Consider the following 20,158-nt stretch of genomic DNA (forward strand, 5'->3'; position numbering starts at 1 on the left):
TGCGTTTCTCACCGCGTCGACGACGAGCCTGGGAGGCAACCGACGCGATTCATCGTCTGCGGGCTTCGCGGACGACTCGACCGAGGTTACCGGAAGATAACGATCATGTCACCCTGTGAACCTGGCAATCCTCGGAGAGCCAGTTCAGGAGCCATTTTCAGGCAGGCTCCCCGACGAGGAAGATGTGCGAGGCCAGCTCGACGGGAAGCTCGAGCCCGTCATCCTTGCCCTCCATCTGGATCAGGACGTATCCCTCGTTGAAGCGGAAGTCGCCGCGCGCACCGGGCATGACGCCCGCGTCGCGCAGCTGCTCGAGCAGTTCGGGGTCGACCTGCGCGGGCTCGGCGAGGCGACGGACGGTGCCGTCGATCGGTTCACCCGCCGCATTCAGCTTCTGCACGAGGCCGATGACGCCCTCGTCGAAGGTGCGCGCCGGAAGGTCGCCGAGCTGGTCGAGACCGGGGATCGGGTTGCCGTAGGGCGACTCGGTCGGGTGCCCGAGGAGCTCGACGAGGCGACGCTCGACCTGCTCGCTCATGACGTGCTCCCAGCGGCAGGCCTCTTCGTGCACGAACGCCCAGTCGAGTCCGATCACATCGGACAGGAGGCGCTCGGCGAGGCGATGCTTGCGCATCACGTCGACGGCCTTGCGGCGGCCGGCATCGGTGAGCTCGAGCGTGCGATCCTCCGAGACGATCACCAGGCCGTCGCGCTCCATCCGGCCGACGGTCTGCGAGACCGTGGGACCCGAGTGGCCGAGGCGCTCGGAGATGCGCGCACGCAGCGGAACGATGTTCTCCTCCTCGAGTTCGAGGATGGTGCGGAGGTACATCTCCGTGGTGTCGATCAGATCCGTCATGTTCTGGCCCTCCGAGGTTCTTAGGCAAGCCTACATTCCCGCACGGACATCGGGCTCGCGCACGGTGAAACACGCCCTGCGCGCCCCCGTAGAATCTACGCATGGCGATCGAGATTCCGCGTGACCTCCTGCCCGTCGACGGCCGTTTCGGCTGCGGACCCTCGAAGGTGCGCCCCGCGCAGCTCGAGGCTCTGGTGACCGCGGGAGCGTCGATCCTCGGCACCTCGCACCGCCAGGCACCCGTGAAGAACCTCGTGGGCAGCGTGCGCGAGCAGCTCTCCGCCCTGTTCCGTGCGCCGGAGGGATACGAGATCCTGGTCGGCAACGGCGGGTCCACGGCGTTCTGGGACGCGGCGGCCTTCGGCCTCATCGAGCGCCGCAGCCAGAACCTCGTCTTCGGCGAGTTCGGTGGCAAGTTCGCCGCGGCTGCGGGAGCCCCCTGGCTCGATGCCCCCGACGTGCGCAAGGCCGAGCCCGGATCGGCGACGACCGCGCAGATCGTCGACGGCGTCGACGTCTACGCCTGGCCGCACAACGAGACCTCCACCGGCGTGGCCGTTCCCGTCGAGCGCGTCGCCTCCGAGGGGGCACTGACCGTCATCGACGCGACCAGCGCCGCGGGCGGCATCGACTTCGACGCCACGCAGGCCGACCTCTACTACTTCGCGCCGCAGAAGAACCTCGGGTCCGACGGCGGGCTGTGGTTCGCCGTCGCCTCGCCGGCGGCGATCGAGCGGATCGAGCGGATCGCGGCATCCGATCGGTACATCCCGGAGTTCCTGAGCCTGAAGAACGCGCTCGACAACTCGCGTCTGAACCAGACGCTCAACACCCCGGCGCTGACGACTCTGCACCTGCTCGACAGCCAGCTGCGGTGGATCCTCGACAACGGGGGCCTGAGCTGGGCCGCCGCCCGCACCGCCGAGTCCTCCGGCGTGCTCTACGACTGGGCGGAGGCCTCCTCGGTCGCGACACCCTTCGTCGCGGAAGCGGCGCACCGCTCCCCCGTCGTCGTCACGATCGACTTCGACGACAGCATCGACGCGGCGGCGATCGCGAAGACGCTCCGCGCCAACGGGATCGTCGACACGGAGCCGTACCGCAAGCTCGGGCGCAATCAGCTGCGCGTCGCGACCTTCGTGTCGATCGAGCCCGACGACGTGCGCCAGCTCACCCGCGCGATCGACTTCGTGCTCGCGAACACCGCTTCCTGAGGTGCGGGCGCGGGCCCTGAGCCCGCGCCCCTCCCCGGATGCCGGGGAGGATCACTCCTCGTCGTCGGAGTCCTCGTCCGAATCGTCGTCGTCGTCGGAATCGTCTTCTTCCGAGTCGTCATCTTCCGACTCCTCATCTTCCGACTCCTCGTCCTCCGACTCGTCGTCCTCGGACTCCTCGTCGAGCTCGTCGATGTCGACACCGTCGAGATCCCCGGCGTGGAGGATGTCCGGCTCGTCGTCGTCGAGATCGTCGTCGTCGAGATCGTCATCCGCGTCGTCGCTCTCGTCGTCGGCGGCACCGTCGACCGCCGCGCCGGAATCGTCACCGGCGGCTGCGGCCTGCTCGGCCAGTTCGACCTGGTGCGCACGGTAGTCGGCGAGACGCTCGGCCCACGGCACCCACTCGGGTGCGAGAAGCGCACCGTCGCCGGGCAGCAGCTCGACCTCGAGCACCGTCGGGTCCTCGTCGTCGACCCGTGCGACCGTCACGATCCAGTACCAGCCGGGGTAGCCGGCGAGGCGGTTCTCGAAGCGCAGCGAGACCGAGCCGTCCTCCTCGGGGAGGAAGCCGGCAGCGGGGCCGATGGTGTTCGCGGGAGTGATCTCGCGCAGCGCGGCGAGCGCGAGATCGTGGGCTCCGATGAGACGCTCGTCGGCGTCAGGCTTCGAGGTCATCAGCGACCTTGCGCAGGACGGCCGCGATCTTGCGGCCGTGGGAGGAGGACGGGTAGCGTCCGCGACGCAGATCGCCGCCGATGCCGTCGAGCAGCTTCACGAGGTCCTCGACGATGATCGCCATGTCGTCGGCCGGCTTCCGCTTGGCCTTCGCGAGGCTCACCGGCGCTTCGAGCACGCGGACCGAGAGCGCCTGCAGACCGCGCTTGCCGTCGGCGACGCCGAACTCGACGCGGGCGCCCGCCTTGACGGCGGTGCCGGCGGGCATCGCCGACGCATGCAGGAAGACGTCCTGGCCGTCATCGGATGCGATGAAGCCGAAGCCCTTGTCTTCGTCGTAGAACCTGACCTTGCCGGTGGGCATGGGAGAAACCTCGCTGAATCGGTGCAGAACAAGACAGCCGCGCACGTGCGCGACCCCCTCCAGCCTACCGGTCACCGGCCGCGAGATCTCGAAGGCCCCGGTGCGGGTAGGGTGAGACTGATGAGCACGCAGAACTCCCAGCCGGATGTTCCGATCCGCCGAGTGGATCGCATCCTGGCCTTCACGGCGCTCGGCATCGCCGCGGCATCCGTCATCTGCTTCTTCGCGATCATCATCGGAACCGCGCTCGGCATGGATCAGAAGGCGTTCGGCCACGGCGCCTGGCCCGTCATCGCGTTCATTCCCTACTGGGGGCTCCCCCTCGCCTTCGCGATGATCATCACGCTGCTGACCATGAGCTTCATCCGGAAGGGTCGCGCATCGCGACCCTGAGGGCGGCCTCGTCATGAGCACGCACGCACGACCGCTGGCCGATCGCCTGGCTGCGGCGGGCGACGACGACCTCACGCGGCTCTTCGCCGCGCGCGGTGTGCGCGCCGACCCCGGGTGGCACGACTTCTTCGACGCTGCCGAGGCCCTGCTCGATCCGTCGTCACTGGCCAAGGTGCTGCCCCGGCTGACCTCGGATGAGGCGGCGGCCCTGCTGCGTGCGGACGGCGCGGGCGACGCCGGCGATCAGCGCGAGGCCCTCGACGCCCTCGCGCTCCTGACCGCCGACGGCTCGACCTGGCCGGAGCTCGCGACGGCGCTCGAGGGTCGCCCCGCCCCCGCACCGCTCGACGCATCGGCGCCGCACCCTTCCGACCCTGCGCCGTCGGCGCACGCCGCCGAGCGCGCCTTCACCACGGTCGCCGTCCTCGCCGACCTGCTGATGATCACCCGGGATGCCCCGTTCTCGCTCCTCGCGGGCGGCACCGTGAGCGCCGCGGAGAAGCGCCAGCTCGCCGAGGCGGGGATCGCGGTCGACCTGGTGGACGCCCTCGTGTCGATCGCCGTCGACGCGGGGCTCGCCACCGCGGCCGAGCGTCGACTGCGCGTGACCGCGGACGGCGACGGCTGGTTGCGCTCCTCGGCATCAGATCGCTGGACGAGACTCGCGACGTCGTTCCGCGACGCGCTCCCCCGCGGCGTGCGCACCCCGAGCGGCGGCTGGATCGCCACCGACGCCTGGATCGACGCGCACCCGTGGGATCCCGCCTGGCCCGACCGCAGCCGCGCGCTGCGCGAGACGGCCCGACTGCTCGGACTCGTCGCCGGAGACGGCAGCGAGCCCGCGTGGGCGACGCCGCTGCGCGAGGGAGCCCCCGCCGACACCTCGGCGCTCGGCGTCCTGCTGCCCGCCGAGGTCGATCGCTTCTTCCTCCAGAACGACCTCACGGCGATCGCCCCCGGCCCCCTCGCCCCCGCGCTCGACGTGCGGCTGCGCACGATCGCCGCTCGCGAATCCGCGGCGCAGGCATCCTCCTACCGCTTCACCGCGGAGTCGATCGCGCACGCCTTCGTCGTCGGTGAGAGCGAACAGGGCATCCTCGACTTCCTCGGCGGTATCTCGCTGACGGGCATCCCGCAGCCGCTCGCCTACCTCATCGCCCAGACCGCCCAGCGTCACGGGCTGGTGCGCGTGTCGACCGACGACGAGACCGGACGCACGCGCATCGAGAGCGACGACCGGCACCTCATCGACGCGATGGCCGTCGACCAGAGCCTGCGCCCGCTCGGCCTGACCGCTCACGTCGCCTCTCTCACCACCAAGGTCGGTCGCGACACGGTGTACTGGGCGCTCACCGATGCGCGGTACCCGGCCACGCTCATCGGCGCCGACGGCGCGCCTCTCATCGGCGACCGGCATCCGCCGCGAACGGCGACCGCGCCGGCAACCGCCGCCGTCGACTACGCGCCGTTGATCGCCCGCCTGCGCTCGCGACAGGGCCCCGACGCGGATGCCGCCTGGCTCGACCGCGAACTCGAGGCCGCCGTCCGCGCGCGTGCCGTGGTGCGCGTCACCGTGGGCATGCCCGACGGATCGACCCGAGACCTCCTCCTCGAAGCGACCGGGCTCGGCGGCGGACGTCTGCGCGGTCGCGACCGAGCGGCCGACGTCGAGCGCACCCTGCCCGTGTCGAGCATCCGCAGCGCGACGATCGTCGCCCCGTAGGCGCCCGCACAGCCGGGCGCGGGTAGGATTGTCTGCTATGTCTGATGGCCCCCTGATCGTCCAGAGCGATCGCACCGTGCTGCTCGAGGTCGCCCACGCGGATGCCGAGAGCGCGCGCCACGAACTGGCGATCTTCGCCGAGCTCGAGCGCGCCCCCGAGCACATCCACACGTACCGCATCACACGCCTGGGACTGTGGAACGCACGCGCCGCCGGGCACACCGCCGACGACATGCTCGAGACCCTCGACCGCTGGTCGCGCTTCCCCGTGCCGCCCTCCGTGGCCGTCGATCTGAAGGAGACGGTGAACCGTTACGGCCGTCTGGTGATCGAGCGCGACGAGGAGGGCGTGCTGATCCTGCGCTCCACCGACCCCGCCGTGCTGTCGCAGGTCGCGCACAACAAGCGCATCCAGCCGCTGCTGATCGGTCACCCGACTCCCGAGACCTTCGTCGTCGACGCCTGGGCCCGCGGCCAGATCAAGCAGGAGCTCCTCAAGATCGGCTGGCCGGCCGAGGACCTCGCCGGGTACACGCCGGGCACACCGCACGAGATCGACCTCGCCGAGAGCTCGTGGAAGATCCGCCCCTACCAGCAGGATGCCGTCGACGCCTTCGCGAAGGACGGCTCCGGGGTCGTGGTGCTCCCCTGCGGCGCGGGGAAGACGATCGTCGGCGCCGGCGCGATGGCGGCGACCAAGACGACCACGCTCATCCTCGTCACGAACACGGTGTCGGCCCGCCAGTGGCGCGACGAACTGCTCAAGCGCACGAGCCTCACCCCCGAGGAGATCGGCGAGTACTCCGGCCAGTCCAAGGAGGTCAAGCCGGTCACGATCGCGACGTACCAGATCCTCACGGCCAAGCGGAAGGGCGAGTACGCGCACCTGGCGCTCCTCGACGCGCTCGACTGGGGTCTGATCGTCTACGACGAGGTGCACCTCCTTCCCGCGCCGGTGTTCAAGCTCACCGCCGACCTGCAGGCCCGCCGCCGCATCGGCCTGACCGCCACGCTCGTGCGCGAGGACGGTCGCGAGGGCGATGTCTTCAGCCTGATCGGCCCCAAGCGCTTCGACGCACCGTGGAAGCAGATCGAGGCGCAGGGCTTCATCTCCCCCGCCGCCTGCTACGAGGTGCGCGTCGACCTGCCACCGGACGACCGGCTCGAGTACGCGGCCGCCACCGACGACGAGCGCTATCGTCTCGCCGCCTCGGCGCCGGCCAAGATCGACGCCGTGCGGGAGCTGATCGCGAAGCACCCGGGCGAGCGGATCCTCGTGATCGGTCAGTACCTCGACCAGCTCGAGACGCTGTCGCAGGCACTCGATGCGCCGCAGATCACCGGAGCGACACCGGTCGACGAGCGCGAGGAGCTGTACCGCCAGTTCCGCGAGGGCGAGATCGAGCTGCTCGTCGTGTCGAAGGTCGCGAACTTCTCGATCGATCTGCCCGAGGCATCCGTCGCCATCCAGGTGTCGGGATCGTTCGGATCGCGCCAGGAGGAGGCCCAGCGCCTCGGCCGTCTGCTGCGCCCGAAGCAGTCGGGTCACACCGCCAGCTTCTACACCCTGATCGCCCGCGACACGATCGACCAGGACTACGCCCAGAACCGCCAGCGCTTCCTCGCCGAGCAGGGCTACAGCTACACGATCCTCGACGCGCACGACCTCGCCTCATCGTTCGCTGACCGCTGATCGACGGGGCGCACCGGCAGATAATCAGCCAGAGCATCGGCGGAGTCACCATAATGGGGTCATGACTGCTGCGCGCATCCTTGTCGTCGACGACGAGCCGAACATCCGTGACCTGCTCTCCACGGGCCTCAGCTTCGCGGGGTTCCAGGTGAAGACGGTCGCCAACGGCGCCGCCACCATCTCGGCCGTGCTCGAGGAGGAGCCGGACCTCATCATCCTCGACGTGATGCTGCCCGACATGAACGGGTTCAGCGTCACCAAGCGACTGCGCGGCGCCGGATTCACCGCGCCGATCCTCTTCCTCACGGCGAAGGACGGCACCGACGACAAGATCGAGGGGCTGAACGCCGGCGGCGACGACTACGTGACGAAGCCGTTCAGCCTCGACGAGATCGTCGCGCGCGCCCAGGCGATCCTGCGCCGGACCATGCAGGCCGACGAGGAGTCGATCATCCGCGCCGGTGAGCTCGCGATGGATCAGGACACGCACGACGTGCACGTGGGCAAGGAGCCGATCGAGCTGAGCCCGACCGAGTTCAAGCTGCTGCGCTACCTCATGCTCAACCCGAACCGCGTGCTGTCGAAGGCCCAGATCCTCGACCACGTGTGGGAGTACGACTTCAACGGCGACGCCGGCATCGTCGAGAGCTACATCTCGTACCTGCGCCGCAAGATCGATCCGCACACCGAGGAATCCCTCATCCAGACCAAGCGCGGATTCGGCTACATGCTCAAGGTCGGCAAGTCCGCCTGACCCGAGCCCGCTCGACCAGAACCACGCCGCACCGGGAGGACCGCATGGCGCACAAGCCGGATGCGGTCACCGCATGGTGGCGTCGGATCAGTCTGCGCGCCAAGGTCACGGGCGTCACGGTCGCGATCCTCGCGCTCGGGCTGCTCGTCGCCGGCGTCGGCACCGTCCCGGTGCTGCGCAATGCGCTCGTGCTGAACATCGACGCACAGCTGCCCGCCCTGGTGTCGAGCAACCTCGCCGATCGGTACTTCGTGCTCGCCGACGACGGCGAGACGCTGACGCCCCGCGACACCCCGCGCGACTTCGCCGTCGCGATATACAACGCGGACGGGGATCTGCTCGCATCGTCCGGAGCGATGCCGCTGGAGTCCGCCCCGCTCTTCCCCTCGTCGTACTCGCCGCAGAAGGCCGCGGCGAACGAGGACGAGGTGACCGACCTCCTCGGCAAGGACGGCAGCGTCTACCGCAGCGCCGTCGCGATCATCCCCGCCGACGGCGGCGCCCTGCGCATCCAGCTCGTCGCGATGCCGCTCGATGAGGCCGACCGGATCATCTCGCAGTACTTCGGCATCTACATCACGATCGCCCTGATCACGATCCTGATCGCCGCCCTCGCCACCCGCGGGCTCGTCACCCTCACCTTCCGCCGGTTGGGACAGGTCGAGGCGACGGCCATGTCGATCGCCGCGGGTGACTTCAGCCAGAGGCTCACCGATCTGGAGCCGACGACCGAGGTCGGCCGGCTCAACACCGCGATCAACACGATGCTCGACCGCGTCGACCGCTCGCTCGCGCAGCGCGAGCGCACGGTGCGGCACATGCGCCGCTTCATCGGCGATGCGAGCCACGAGCTGCGCACGCCGCTGGTGAGCGTGCGCGGCTACGCCGAGCTGTACCGGATGGGTGCGATCCAGGGCGACGAGGACACCGCCCGTGCCATGGAGCGCATCGAGAAGGAGGCGATCCGGATGGGTGTGCTCGTCGAGGACCTTCTCGCTCTCGCCCGTCTCGACGAGGAGCGCGAGCCGGAGATCGCCGCTCTCGACCTGCGCCCCGTGGCCCGCGACGCCGCCCTCGACCTGCGCGCGGCCGCTCCGGGACGCACCGTGACGGTCATCGACCGCACCGCCGAGACGAGCGACACCGCGAGCGTGCGCATCGCCTCGGTTCCCGCACCCCCACCGCCGCCCCGCGGGCTCTCGCGTGCGGCTCTATCGCGTCTGCGGCGGCGTCCGCGTTCGACACCCACGCCGACCGAGCAGATCCCCGCGATCGACTTCTCGGAGACCCCCGACACCCCCGTCCGGACTCCCCCGATCGTGCTCGGCGAGGAGAACAAGGTGCGCCAGGTCGTCACCAACCTGCTCGGCAACGCGCGCCGGTTCTCTCCCGAAGACGGCCCGATCGAGATCGTCGTCGACGCGAACCGCGTGCAGGGCACGGCGAGCATCGCGATCGTCGACCACGGAGAGGGCATCCCGCCGCAGATCCGCGAGCAGATCTTCGAACGCTTCTGGCGCGCCGACACGTCTCGCGCACGGGAGACCGGCGGGTCGGGCCTCGGCCTCGCGATCGTCGCGTCGATCATGAAGGCGCTGCACGGCAGCGTCGCCGTCTCGGAGACCCCCGGTGGCGGCGCTACCTTCACGGTGACCCTGCCCCTGGCACCGTCGCGCGCGACGCCCGCGCACCTGCTCGAGGACACGCAGCCGCTCGAGCCGCTCGACCTCTGACACGGCCGCGCCCGGCACACGCCCCGTCGCGCCCAACACACGCCCTGCACAGCCGGGCGATCGCACAGGTTCTTCCGCGACGCCGTGGAGCACGCGCATCGCGGGGACGGACGGGCGGATGCTCGACCTAATCTCGGAACTCCCATCACGAAGGAGAATCCAGATGTCCGTCTTCACCGTCGACACCGAAGCAGTCCAGGCAGCGAACAGCGCGGCCCGCGCCACCATGGAGCGCCTGCAGTCCGAATCGACCACCCTCATGGCGCAGCTCACGCAGCTGCAGTCGTCATGGGTCGGCAGCGCCTCGACCGCGTTCCAGGGATGTGCGGAGCAGTGGCGCACGGCGGCCCTGCAGGTCGAGCAGGTGCTCGACTCGATCGGCACCTCACTCGGTTCGGCCGCGATGCAGTACAGCGACGCCGACCAGTACTCCGCGAGCCTGTTCCGCTGATGCCCGTCGGCCGATGCTCACCGGCCGACCCCGACGTCCTGCGGACGGTGGTTCCTCCCCGCCGTCCACAGGAACGCAGAACGCCCCCGGCCGAAGCCGGGGGCGTTCTGTCATGCGCGATGGATCAGAAGTCCATGCCACCCGACGGGTCGCCGACCGGAGCGGACGCCTTCTCGGGCTTGTCGGCCACGACGGCCTCGGTGGTGAGGAACAGCCCGGCGATCGACGCGGCGTTCTGCAGCGCGGAGCGCGTCACCTTCGCCGGGTCGATGATGCCGGCGCCGAACATGTCGACGTACTCGCCCGTGGCGGCGTTGAGGCCCTGGCCCGCGGGGAGCTCGGAGACCTTGTTCGCCACGACGCCCGGCTCGAGGCCGGCGTTGAGTGCGATCTGCTTGAGCGGAGCCTCGATCGCCACGCGGACGATGTTCGCACCGGTCGCCTCGTCACCCGTGAGCGACAGACCGTTGAGCGCCTTCGTGCCCGACTGGATCAGCGCGACGCCACCACCGGGGACGATGCCCTCTTCGACGGCTGCCTTCGCGTTGCGGACGGCGTCCTCGATGCGGTGCTTGCGCTCCTTGAGCTCGACCTCGGTGGCCGCGCCCGCCTTGATGACGGCGACGCCACCGGCGAGCTTCGCCAGGCGCTCCTGCAGCTTCTCGCGGTCGTAGTCGCTGTCGGTGTTCTCGATCTCGCGACGGATCTGGGTCACGCGACCCTCGATCTGCTCGGCCTCACCGGCACCCTCGACGATCGTGGTCTCGTCCTTGGTGACGATGACCTTGCGGGCACGACCCAGCAGGTCGAGCGTGGCGTTCTCGAGCTTCAGGCCGACCTCTTCGGTGATGACCTGACCACCGGTGAGGATCGCGATGTCCTGCAGCTGCGCCTTGCGACGGTCGCCGAAGCCGGGAGCCTTGACGGCGACCGACTTGAAGATGCCCTTGAGCTTGTTGAGCACGAGAGTCGCGAGAGCCTCGCCCTCGACGTCCTCGGCGATGATGACGAGCTCCTTGCCGTCCTGGATCACCTTGTCGACGATCGGCAGGAGGTCCTTGATGTTGGAGACCTTCTGGTTCGCGATCAGGATGTAGGGGTCCTCGAAGACGGCTTCCTGACGGTCGGGGTCCGTGACGAAGTACGGGTTCAGGTAGCCCTTGTCGAAGCGCATGCCCTCGGTGAGCTCGAGCTCGGTGCCGAAGGTCTGCGACTCCTCGACGGTGACCACACCCTCCTTGCCGACCTTGTCGATCGCCTCGGCGATGAGCTCGCCGATCGCGGGGTCTGCGGCGGAGATGGATGCCGTGGCGGCGATCTGCTCCTTCGACTCGATCTCCTTGGCGCTGGAAAGCAGCTCCTCGGTGATCGCGGCGACGGCCTTCTCGATGCCGCGCTTGAGCGAGATCGGGTCGGCGCCGGCTGCGACGTTGCGCAGTCCCTCGCGGACCAGGGCCTGTGCGAGGACCGTGGCGGTGGTGGTTCCGTCACCGGCGACGTCGTCGGTCTTCTTGGCGACCTCCTTGACGAGCTCCGCGCCGATCTTCTCGTACGGGTCGTCCAGCTCGATCTCCTTGGCGATGGACACACCGTCGTTCGTGATCGTGGGGGCGCCCCACTTCTTCTCGAGCACGACGTTGCGACCGCGCGGGCCGAGGGTCACCTTGACCGCGTCGGCGAGGATGTTGAGGCCGCGCTCGAGGCCGCGGCGGGCCTCCTCATCGAAAGCAATGATCTTTGCCATGAGTTTTTTCGTCCCTCCTGGACGTAGACGTTGGGTTTAGCACTCAGAGTGTGAGAGTGCTAACGCCATTCTGGCACTCGACCCCTGCGAGTGCAAGCCGCGGACGGAGGGTGCCCGACGCGTCTCAGGGAGCGGGCGTCTCGGCCGAAGTCTCGGGCGCCGTGGCGGAGCGATCGAGGCCGACGACGATCGTGAGCTGCTTCGCCTCGCCGTCGTTGAGGTCGGCGTAGAAGTCGCTCTGCTCGACCGCCGCTCCCCCGATGAGGTCGGCGACGCCGAGTGCGGCCGGACGATCGGCCTCGTCGACGTAGTACACCGTGGTGGTCTCGAAGTCCTGGCTGCCGCTGTCGCTCGCGTACACGGTGGCGAACCCGGCGTTGAGCAGGGTGTCGCGCATCTGCTCGTCGAGACCCTCATCGGGCGTCGCGTTGAGGATCGTCACCTCGAACGTCGTGTCGACCACACCCGTCTCGACCGGGGTCGGCTCGGCGGTCGGTACCGCTTCGGGGAAGAGGTCGATCCGCCCCATCACGACCAGCGAGCCGAAGATGCCCACGATGATGAGCACGAGCGCCGCGACGAACGACCACAGCAGCACCACCCATCCGTTCATCCCCGGCGCTTCGGCGCGGTGCGCCCCGACGCGGCCGGATGAGCGGGGGACGTCGTCGAAACGATCACGGGTGGGCTTGGACACCCCACGATGCTATCCGAGAGCGCGGTCAGCCCACGAAACCGGGCGTCCGTGCCGAACGGCGCACGACGCGCGCGTCGCGCAGACGCCGCAGCCGACGGATCAGCATCGGATCGAACTCGAGGGCGGCATCCGACTCGATCAGCCGGCCGAGGAGCTGGTAGTAGCGCGCGGCACTCATGCCCAGCTGCGCCCGGATCGCCTCCTCCTTGGCCCCGCTGTGCCGGGGCCAGACCGTCTCCAGCGCGAGGATCGCGCAGTCGCGCTCCGTGAGGTCACCGATCATGTGCCCAGGTTAGGACGGGTGCGGCCGCTCGGCCGCGCGCCACTCCCACCACGCGCCGAGCGGATCGGCCGCCGCACGCACCCGCCCGTCGAGCGCGACCGCGAACCCGGGCCACGCCTCCACGTCGATCGGCGGCTCCCAGACGTCCAGCAGGCCGGGCGGGTCGATCGTGACCCACCGCGCCGGGAGCTCACGGATGCGGGCGACCAGAGCCGACCTGGCGGCGCGCGGGATGTGCACGAGCACGCCGGGGGTGGTGATCACGAGCGTCGCCCCGACCGGCGCCCGGGCGACGAGAGCATCGAGGCGTTCGAGCGCGTCGCCGGCGACGAGCGTCGGCGGATCGGATGCCGCGATGTCGAGCGCCGCCGCGATCCGCTGCTCGCGGCCGGTCTCCCCCGGCCACACGAGCCCCTGCAACCACCGACGATCGTCGGCATCGCGGGCATCGAGCGGTGCGAGATCGATCCCGGCGCGCCACACGATCTCGGGCAGCCGCAGGTCCGGAAGCTCCCCGTCGACCCGACTGGCGAGCACGACCGGGGAGACCCCGTCGAGCGGATCGAGCGCCACCCGCGCCTCGCCATCGGAGCCGCTGAAGCGGTACGAGTAACGATCCGGGTAGAGGCAGAGGCCCGCGGATGCCCCGATCTCCAGCAGCGCGATCGGTCCGTCGATCTCCGACAGCACCGGGAGGAGCGCCGCGAGCCGGAGCGGCTCGTTGGTCTGCAGCGAGCGCGCGGAGCACTGGGCGACGACGGCATCCGCGTTCCGGAGCACGAAGTCCCGCCACACCGGATATCCCTCGAGCGCTGCTCCGAGAAGCCGGGTCACCGCGAACACCAGCGGCGGCTGACGCCGATTCTCGGGGATCCGCGCGAGCACTTTCTGCACCGGGCCGTCGCCGGCGACGCCCGCCGCCCACTCCGCGTAGAGCGCGCTGCGACCGGGCGCCTCCTTCTCGGCGAAGCGCGCGTAGCGCTCGCGAACAGCATCCGTCATCCCTCCATTGTGGATGCACGCAGCCCGGCGCCCCGCGACAGGGGAGAATGGAGAGGACCCCAGGAGGACTCATGTCGTACAGCGTGGAAAAGACCGAAGACGAGTGGCGCAAGGAGCTCGGCGACGACCAGTACGCCGTGCTGCGCCAGGCGGCGACCGAGCGCGCCTGGACCGGCGAGCTGCTCGACGAGGGACGCGCCGGCCTCTACACCTGCGGCGCATGCGGCGCCGAGCTCTTCCAGAGCGGCACGAAGTTCGACTCCGGCTGCGGCTGGCCGAGCTTCTACGAGTCGATCCGCCCCGAGGCCGTCGAGCTCATCGAGGACACCTCGCTCGGCATGGTCCGCACCGAAGTGCGGTGCGCGACGTGCGGATCGCACCTCGGCCATGTCTTCCCCGACGGCTTCGGCACCCCGACCGGCGACCGCTACTGCATGAACTCGCTGGCGATGAACTTCACTCCCGAGGCCCCCGAGGCGTGAGCGCGCTCGACGCCGTCCGCTCGCGGCAGTCCTGGTCGAAGGTCACCGAGGAGGCGCCCTCCCGCGAGGAGCTCCTTCCGCTGATCGCCGCCGCCGGGCGCGTGGCCGATCATTCGTCGCTGCGGCCGTGGCGACTGATCGAGCTGCGCGGTGACGACCGGCTCGCCCTGGGCGCCGCGATCGCGAAGGCCGAGGGCGAGAAGAAGCCGTCGACCAAGCCGCTGCGTGCGTCGCTGCTGATCGCGGTGGTCGGCAGCTATCGCACGAACCACAAGGTGCCGGTGTGGGAGCAGGAGGCGGTCGCCTCCGGTGTCGCGCACACGCTGAGCCTGCTGCTCGACGAAGCCGGGTGGGGCGTGTTCTGGCGCACCGGCGGATACACGCGGTCGAAGGCGGTCGCGCGGGCGCACGGACTGGCGAAGAACGAGGTGCTGCTGGGGTGGCTCTACGTCGGCGGCAAGCCGGCGAAGTCCCCGGGGCGGCGCACGCCCGTCGATGCCGACGCGCTGCTGACGCGAATGCCGTCGGACGGGGCGACGAAGGACGAGAAGTCCGAGAAGAAGAAGAACAAGTAGTCAGCGCCGTCGGCGCACGACCGCCACGAGCACGGATGCTGCGGCGATCACCACCATCGTGACGATCTGCCAGGTCGCAGGCCCCGCCTCGGCGGGCCAGATCAGGTCGATCGCGACCGCGGCGACGAGCTGCCCCAGCACCGATCCCAGTCCGAGCAGCAGCACCCCGGTGTGCGCGACGAGGAACGCCCCGAGGAAGATGTAGACGACGCCGAGGAAACCGCCCGCGTACAGCCACGGTTCGGCCGGCAGTCCGTGCGGGGCACCCTGCGAGACGACGCTGATCGCGGCGGCGACGGCGAGCACGACCGTGCCGGCGATGAAGCTCGTCATGGTCGCCACCATGGGCGACGACACGCGCTGCGCCAGGCGTCCGTTCACGGCCTGCTGCCACGCGATGCCCACGCCGGCGGCGAACGGGAGCACGAGCATCCACAGCGGGGCGGTGCGCAGCACGTCTCCGCCCAGCGAGACGCCGACGGCCACCAGCGCGAGCGCGGCACCGGCGACGCGACCCATCGTCACGGCCACGACGCCCGCGGGTCCGAAACCGATCCGGTCGAGCACGAGTCCGTGCAGGGTCTGCCCCGCGACCACTCCCACGGTGAACAGCGAGACCCCGAGCACGGCGGCGGTGAGCCCCTGCGTCGAGACGGTGAGCGCGCCGCAGGCGCCGCCGAGGAGCATCCACGGCGGGATGGTCCTGCCTCGTACTCCGCGGACGAGCCGGACCATACCGGCGCGGCCGGACGGGAGGGAGGCGACGATGACGGCGAGGACGGCCGTACCGACGGCGAAGGAGACGAGACCGGCGACGATCCCATCGCCCAGACGGATGCCGAGGACGCCGTTGATGCGCGCCTGGATCGCGGTCATGACGCCGATCGCCACGGCACCGCCGATCGCGAGCGGCGCGGGGAGCGAACGGGTCGGAGTCACTCGTTTCACGGTACCGGATCCCCCCTCCCGCCCCCTGACGGATGTCGGTGGCCCGGGCTAGCCTGTGGGCATGTGCGCGAGCTATGGACTGGATCCCCGATTCACCGACGCCGAGCTGCTGGCCGAGGCCGACGCCGACGTGCTCGACGGCCTGCGCCAGTGGGCGCAGCAGAACGCGGGTGAGACCCTGCGCCCGACCGGCAAGAACCTCCGCAACCTCAATCCCGTGGTCGTCGATGCCGACGGCCAGGCCACGCTCGAGCCCGCGTGGTGGGGGTTCCTGGTGAACGGCGAACCCGCGAAATTCCCCTCGATCAACACCCGCTCCGAGCGCCTGCAGGAGCGCCCCGGCTCGCTCAAGACCCGCGCGCTGGTGCCGGCGACCGGCTGGTTCGAGATGAAGAAGCCCGAGCGCGTGTGGCACGAGTTCGGCATGGGCGAGGGCACCCTGTTCGGAATGGCGGCCGTCACGCAGCGCGGCCGCACCGCCGATGGCGAATGGTTCACCTGCTACTCGATCGTGATGCGCCCCGCGCCCGCCCATCTCGCCGATGTGCACGACCGCATGCCGGTCCTCATCCCGACCGCGTTCGCCCACGAGTGGCTCACCGCGCAGGGCGATCGCGAGCTCATCGACGAGGCGCTGCTGGCGGCGGCATCCCTCGACGATCGCGTCGCCGTCGCCGCGCGATCCGACGACAAGGGAACGGATCGGCTGTTCTGACGATGGATGCCGATGCCCTCACCGCCACGGCGGCCGAACGCGCCGAAGAACTCCCCGGCGCCGAGCTGACCAACCCGTTCGGCCCCGAGTGGGACGTCTACAAGGTGCGCGGACGCGTCTTCCTGCTCCTGCCCCTCGACGGCACGGGTCGGGTGACCGTCAAGTCGCATCCCGACGACGCGGTCGCCCTGCGCGAGACGTTCGCCGACATCCTGCCGGGGTACCACATGAACAAGAAGCACTGGATCTCGCTGCGCCCGGGCCCGTCGCTCGAACCGGGACTCGTGACCGAGCTGGTCACCGAGTCGTACCTGCTGGTCGTCGAGAAACTGCCCCGCGCGCAGCGGCCCGTGGATCCCGAGCTGTTTGCGAGACCCGCCCCCGAGATCCCGCCGGTTCCAGATCCAGCCGGGTCCTAGATCCACCCCTTGTCGCGGGCGATGCGGGCCGCCTGCGCACGATTCTCGGTCGCCGTCTTGCCGATGGCCGACGACAGATGGTTGCGCACCGTCCCGGCCGACAGGAACACCTCGGCGGCGATCTGCGCGATCGCGCGCCCGTCCGCCGACAGCCTCAAGACCTGCTGCTCGCGCTCGCTCAGCGGGTTGGCGCCCTCGAACAGCGAGGCCTCGGCCAGCGCGGGATCCACGACGCGGAGCCCCTGATGCACCCGCCGGACCGCGTGCGCGAGTTGCGCGGCCGGGGTGTCCTTGGCGATGAAGCCGCTCGCCCCCGCATCCAGAGCCTGGCGCAGGTACCCGGGGCGCGCGAAGGTCGTCACGATCAGCACACGCGTCGACGGGCTCACCTCGCGCACGGCGCGCGTCGCGGCCACCCCGTCGACACCGGGCATCTGGATGTCCATCAGGCACACGTCGGGCCGCGCCTGCGCCGCTCGCTCCGCCGCTTCGGCACCGTCGGCGGCTTCGGCGACGACCGTCAGATCGTCCTCGAGTTCGAGCAGGGCACCCATCGCTCCCCGCACGAGAGCCTGATCGTCGACGAGCAGCAGCCGGATCGGATCGCTCACCAGGTCACACTCACTCTCGTCCCGCCCAGCGGGGCATCCTCCACGGCGAGCACCGCGCCCGCCGCCGCGGCGCGTTCGGCCATCCCCCGCAGACCGTTGCCCGCGGGCCCCCGTGCGCCGCGGCCGTCGTCCTCGATCGCCACCACGCCGGGGGCCATCGTGATCCGCACCCGCCGTGCCTTCGCGTGGCGCAGGATGTTCGTGGTCGACTCCCGCACGATCCACCCGGCGGGCAGGGCCTGCGCGGGCGACAGCGCTGCGGCGTCACCCTCGACGTCGACGTGCAACCCCGCCGATTCGAGCGCGACCGTGCTCGCATCGATCTGCTCCGCCAGTGCGACGCTGCGGATGCCGGTGACGGTGCTGCGCACACCGGCGATCGCCTCGCCCGTGAGGTGCACGATCTGCGCGAGTTCGGCCTTGGCGCGCGCGGGGTCGTGGTCGACGAGGCGTTCGGCGAGCTCGGCCTTGAGCTTCACGGCCGTGAGAGTGTGCCCGAGCAGGTCGTGCACGTCGCGGGCGATCGAGGTGCGCTCTTCGCTGGTGGCGAGGTCCATCCGCACCTTGTCGGCGTCGACCGAGCGCCCGATCAGCCAGGTGTTCACGGTGTTCACCACCGCGATGAGCAGCACGATGACGAGGATCTGGAAGTGGTCGCCGAACCTCCCCGTCGCGACGATCGTCCCCGCCGCGATCGCGATGCCCGCCAGGGTCGTCACCCAGTGCCAGGCACCCCGCAGCCCATAGCTGGCGTACGACATGAGGTACGGGAGGAAGCTCAGCGCCTGCGACTCGATCGCCGGGATCGTCGCGAGCGCGCACGCGATCTGCACCCAGAACAGCGTGCGCACGATCGGGCGCGGTCGTCCCCACGACGAGCGCATCCCGATGACGAATCCGACCACGTACACGGTCGCGAATGCCACGAGTCCCGCCCATCCGAGCACGACCCATCCGGTCGCGGCATCCGAGGCGAGCAGCGCCAGCACCGGGTAGACGAGGAAGACCATCCAGACGACGGCCATCAACCATCCCCAGCGCTCCCAGGGACCGGTGTGCGCCGGGGTCTCGGCAGCCTCGGTGGTCATCGGCCCAGCCTAACGACGGCTGCGCGAGCGCATCACGCCGAGACGCACGAGCGCGGCGAACAGCACGGCCCAGACGACGACGTTCAGCAGCACGGCCCAGAGCGGGTCGGCCCCGCCCGCCACGAGGGTGCCGTCGGTGGCCGGCCAGCGCACGAGCGCGACGTAGCCGTACATCGGGGTCCACTTCGCGATGTCGAGCATCACGCCGTCGAGCGGGATGAAGACGTTGCCGAAGAAGCCGAAGAAGGTGATCGAGATCGAGGCGAGAGCGGCCGCCGAGTCGGAGTTGAAGGCGAGGCCGACCCCAAGTCCGAACAGGCCGTAGATCAGCCCCAGACCCAGGGTGATTCCGGCGGCGGCGAACCAGCGCCAGGTGTCGGATGCCTCGGCACCCGTCGCGAGACCGGCCGCATACACGAAGAGCACGGCGAGCGCCGAGAACGACACCGCGGCGAGCACCTTGGTCACCGCGTATCCCGCGGTCGAGAGCGGGGTGAGCGCGAGCTGACGCCCCCACCCCTGTCCGACCTCGGAGGCGGCGAGCGAGCACAGCGAGCTCATCGCGGTGGCCGTGCCGTACGCCCCCATCGACACCATCACGTAGAACGAGACGTTCGCCTGGCCCACGCTCTGCGAGGCGTACGACATGCTCGCACCGAAGAGCAGATACATGGCCACCGGCATCGCCAGGGTGAAGGCGAGCGTGTACGGGTTGCGGATCTGCCGCACGAGTTCGGTGCGGTACAGCGCGGGGGCGACGAGCGTGGTCATGACGGGTCCTCCGTGAGCGAGGTGAAGGCGGATTCGAGGGTGGGAGCGGTGATCTCGAGATCGCAGGCACCGAGCGACAGCAGCCGTCCGGCGAGCAGATCGGATGCCTCGGTGCGCACCGTGAGCCGATCGGCGTCGGTCGACACCTCGGCGACGGAGGCGTCGGCGCGGAGTTCCGCGGCGAGCGCAGCGATCCCGCCGGGGATCGTCGCCGAGACGATGCGGCCGCCCAGTGACGCGCGCAGGCGGGCGGTGGCGCCATCGGCGACCACACGGCCGTGATTCATGACGATCGTGCGCCGCGCGAACTGCTCGGCCTCTTCGAGGTAGTGGGTGGCGAACACGATCGTGCGGCCGGCGTCGGCATCCGCCCGCATCGCCTCCCAGAAGCGGCGACGGGCGGTGACGTCCATCCCCGCGGTCGGCTCGTCGAGCACCAGCACGTCCGGGTCCGGCAGCAGCGCGAGCGCGAACTTCACGCGCTGCTTCTCGCCACCCGAGCATTTGCCGACGCGGCGACGCGCGATCGCGGTGAGGTCGGCGCGATCGATGACCTCGGCGATGCGACCGGAAGCGCCGTGCAGCCCGGCGACCACCGAGATCGTCTCGCGCACGGTCAGGTCGGAGAGCAGTCCGCCGGTCTGCAGCACCGCCGCGAGGCGCCCCGCCGTGACCGCGCGGTGCGGATGCGTGCCGAGCACGCGCGCCGTGCCCTCGTCGGGTTCGGAGAGTCCGAGGAGCACGTCGATCGTGGTGGTCTTGCCCGCGCCGTTCGGGCCGAGCAGAGCGACCACCTCGCCGCGCTCGATGCGGAGGTCGACATGATCGACCGCGACGATCCGATTCGCGCCGTGCCCGAAGCGGCGGACGATGCCGGTGAGATCGACGGCGGGCGCGGAGTCTGCGGGAGGGCGATCGGCGGGGGCGACGAGGGGCTGGCTCATGCTCCCAGTGAAGCGCC

23 protein-coding genes are annotated in these 20,158 nt (G+C 70.2%); 11 read left to right on the forward strand and 12 right to left on the reverse strand.

Annotation, left to right across the window (positions count from 1 at the left end):
- Nucleotides 1-157: 157 nt before the first annotated feature.
- Nucleotides 158-859 carry an iron-dependent transcriptional repressor DtxR gene (locus KZC52_RS15185; RefSeq protein ID WP_247624979.1) on the reverse strand — a complete coding sequence of 234 codons (702 nt, stop codon included), beginning with the start codon at nucleotides 857-859 and terminating at the stop codon, nucleotides 158-160.
- Between the two features lie 101 nt (nucleotides 860-960).
- On the opposite strand from KZC52_RS15185, the gene serC reads away from it, so the two are divergent.
- Nucleotides 961-2,073 (forward strand): phosphoserine transaminase, encoded by a 1,113-nt coding sequence (gene serC, locus KZC52_RS15190; RefSeq protein ID WP_247624980.1) that lies wholly within the window; start codon nucleotides 961-963, stop codon nucleotides 2,071-2,073.
- 51 nt (nucleotides 2,074-2,124) lie between these two features.
- On the opposite strand, the gene KZC52_RS15195 is transcribed toward serC, so the two are convergent.
- Both KZC52_RS15195 and KZC52_RS15200 read right to left on the reverse strand, forming a co-directional pair.
- Entirely contained in the window at nucleotides 2,125-2,751 is a 627-nt protein-coding gene (locus KZC52_RS15195) for a DUF3027 domain-containing protein (RefSeq protein ID WP_247624981.1), read from the reverse strand.
- A complete protein-coding gene (locus KZC52_RS15200; RefSeq protein ID WP_247624982.1) occupies nucleotides 2,735-3,115 on the reverse strand; it encodes a cold-shock protein in 381 nt (126 codons plus the stop codon). The genes KZC52_RS15195 and KZC52_RS15200 overlap by 17 nt, the downstream gene beginning before the upstream one ends.
- Nucleotides 3,116-3,235: 120 nt before the next feature.
- Between KZC52_RS15200 and KZC52_RS15205 the strand changes: the two genes are divergently transcribed.
- The 6 genes from KZC52_RS15205 to KZC52_RS15230 all read left to right on the forward strand — a co-directional run bounded on the left by KZC52_RS15205 (nucleotide 3,236) and on the right by KZC52_RS15230 (nucleotide 9,862).
- Nucleotides 3,236-3,508, forward strand: coding sequence for a multidrug ABC transporter ATPase (locus tag KZC52_RS15205; protein WP_247624983.1), 273 nt, complete (start codon nucleotides 3,236-3,238; stop codon nucleotides 3,506-3,508).
- Nucleotides 3,509-3,521: 13 nt separating this feature from the next.
- The gene (locus KZC52_RS15210; RefSeq protein WP_247624984.1) at nucleotides 3,522-5,231 is read left to right on the forward strand and encodes a helicase-associated domain-containing protein; all 1,710 of its coding nucleotides are present in this window, start codon (nucleotides 3,522-3,524) and stop codon (nucleotides 5,229-5,231) included.
- Between the two features lie 37 nt (nucleotides 5,232-5,268).
- On the forward strand, nucleotides 5,269-6,924 hold the full coding sequence (locus KZC52_RS15215) for a DNA repair helicase XPB (RefSeq protein WP_247624985.1): 1,656 nt from the start codon (nucleotides 5,269-5,271) through the stop codon (nucleotides 6,922-6,924).
- A 61-nt stretch (nucleotides 6,925-6,985) separates the two neighbouring features.
- The gene (locus tag KZC52_RS15220) at nucleotides 6,986-7,678 is read left to right on the forward strand and encodes a response regulator transcription factor (RefSeq protein WP_247624986.1); all 693 of its coding nucleotides are present in this window, start codon (nucleotides 6,986-6,988) and stop codon (nucleotides 7,676-7,678) included.
- Nucleotides 7,679-7,722: 44 nt separating this feature from the next.
- Nucleotides 7,723-9,411: a sensor histidine kinase gene (locus KZC52_RS15225; RefSeq protein WP_247624987.1), complete on the forward strand. Its 1,689-nt coding sequence runs from the start codon at nucleotides 7,723-7,725 to the stop codon at nucleotides 9,409-9,411.
- A 163-nt stretch (nucleotides 9,412-9,574) separates the two neighbouring features.
- Nucleotides 9,575-9,862, forward strand: a complete 288-nt coding sequence (locus tag KZC52_RS15230) for a WXG100 family type VII secretion target (protein WP_247624988.1) — start codon at nucleotides 9,575-9,577, stop codon at nucleotides 9,860-9,862.
- A 124-nt stretch (nucleotides 9,863-9,986) separates the two neighbouring features.
- On the opposite strand, the gene groL is transcribed toward KZC52_RS15230, so the two are convergent.
- From groL to KZC52_RS15250, 4 genes are all read right to left on the reverse strand, one after another.
- A complete protein-coding gene (groL, locus tag KZC52_RS15235; RefSeq protein WP_247624989.1) occupies nucleotides 9,987-11,606 on the reverse strand; it encodes a chaperonin GroEL in 1,620 nt (539 codons plus the stop codon).
- 124 nt (nucleotides 11,607-11,730) lie between these two features.
- Nucleotides 11,731-12,303 carry a LytR C-terminal domain-containing protein gene (locus KZC52_RS15240; RefSeq protein WP_247624990.1) on the reverse strand — a complete coding sequence of 191 codons (573 nt, stop codon included), beginning with the start codon at nucleotides 12,301-12,303 and terminating at the stop codon, nucleotides 11,731-11,733.
- A 25-nt stretch (nucleotides 12,304-12,328) separates the two neighbouring features.
- Entirely contained in the window at nucleotides 12,329-12,586 is a 258-nt protein-coding gene (locus tag KZC52_RS15245) for a DUF3263 domain-containing protein (protein WP_247624991.1), read from the reverse strand.
- Nucleotides 12,587-12,595: 9 nt separating this feature from the next.
- Nucleotides 12,596-13,588 carry a DUF2332 domain-containing protein gene (locus KZC52_RS15250; protein WP_247624992.1) on the reverse strand — a complete coding sequence of 331 codons (993 nt, stop codon included), beginning with the start codon at nucleotides 13,586-13,588 and terminating at the stop codon, nucleotides 12,596-12,598.
- Nucleotides 13,589-13,659: 71 nt separating this feature from the next.
- Between KZC52_RS15250 and msrB the strand changes: the two genes are divergently transcribed.
- Both msrB and KZC52_RS15260 read left to right on the forward strand, forming a co-directional pair.
- Nucleotides 13,660-14,070 (forward strand): peptide-methionine (R)-S-oxide reductase MsrB, encoded by a 411-nt coding sequence (msrB, locus tag KZC52_RS15255; RefSeq protein WP_247624993.1) that lies wholly within the window; start codon nucleotides 13,660-13,662, stop codon nucleotides 14,068-14,070.
- Nucleotides 14,067-14,645 (forward strand): nitroreductase family protein, encoded by a 579-nt coding sequence (locus KZC52_RS15260; protein ID WP_247624994.1) that lies wholly within the window; start codon nucleotides 14,067-14,069, stop codon nucleotides 14,643-14,645. Before msrB ends, KZC52_RS15260 begins: the two co-directional genes overlap by 4 nt.
- Here the strand turns inward: KZC52_RS15260 and KZC52_RS17625 are convergent, their stop codons facing one another.
- Nucleotides 14,646-15,584 (reverse strand): DMT family transporter, encoded by a 939-nt coding sequence (locus KZC52_RS17625; RefSeq protein WP_247624995.1) that lies wholly within the window; start codon nucleotides 15,582-15,584, stop codon nucleotides 14,646-14,648.
- Between the two features lie 70 nt (nucleotides 15,585-15,654).
- Here KZC52_RS17625 and KZC52_RS15270 point away from each other — a divergent pair, with 70 nt between their 5' ends.
- Nucleotides 15,655-16,308, forward strand: a complete 654-nt coding sequence (locus KZC52_RS15270) for an SOS response-associated peptidase family protein (protein WP_247624996.1) — start codon at nucleotides 15,655-15,657, stop codon at nucleotides 16,306-16,308.
- A 2-nt stretch (nucleotides 16,309-16,310) separates the two neighbouring features.
- Nucleotides 16,311-16,727, forward strand: a complete 417-nt coding sequence (locus KZC52_RS15275) for an MmcQ/YjbR family DNA-binding protein (protein ID WP_247624997.1) — start codon at nucleotides 16,311-16,313, stop codon at nucleotides 16,725-16,727.
- Here KZC52_RS15275 and KZC52_RS15280 read toward each other — a convergent pair.
- From KZC52_RS15280 to KZC52_RS15295, 4 genes are read right to left on the reverse strand one after another with little or no spacing between them, the layout of a single operon-like run.
- The gene (locus KZC52_RS15280) at nucleotides 16,724-17,338 is read right to left on the reverse strand and encodes a response regulator (RefSeq protein WP_308194266.1); all 615 of its coding nucleotides are present in this window, start codon (nucleotides 17,336-17,338) and stop codon (nucleotides 16,724-16,726) included. The genes KZC52_RS15275 and KZC52_RS15280 overlap by 4 nt on opposite strands.
- Entirely contained in the window at nucleotides 17,335-18,426 is a 1,092-nt protein-coding gene (locus KZC52_RS15285) for a sensor histidine kinase (RefSeq protein WP_247624998.1), read from the reverse strand. Before KZC52_RS15285 ends, KZC52_RS15280 begins: the two co-directional genes overlap by 4 nt.
- 9 nt (nucleotides 18,427-18,435) lie before the next feature.
- Entirely contained in the window at nucleotides 18,436-19,197 is a 762-nt protein-coding gene (locus tag KZC52_RS15290; RefSeq protein ID WP_247624999.1) for an ABC transporter permease, read from the reverse strand.
- Complete coding sequence (locus KZC52_RS15295; protein ID WP_247625000.1) at nucleotides 19,194-20,141, reverse strand: ABC transporter ATP-binding protein; 948 nt, start codon at nucleotides 20,139-20,141, stop codon at nucleotides 19,194-19,196. The genes KZC52_RS15290 and KZC52_RS15295 overlap by 4 nt, the downstream gene beginning before the upstream one ends.
- Nucleotides 20,142-20,158: the final 17 nt, after the last annotated feature.

This window comes from Microbacterium galbinum, from assembly GCF_023091225.1.
Classification (GTDB): Bacteria; Actinomycetota; Actinomycetes; order Actinomycetales; family Microbacteriaceae; genus Microbacterium; species Microbacterium galbinum.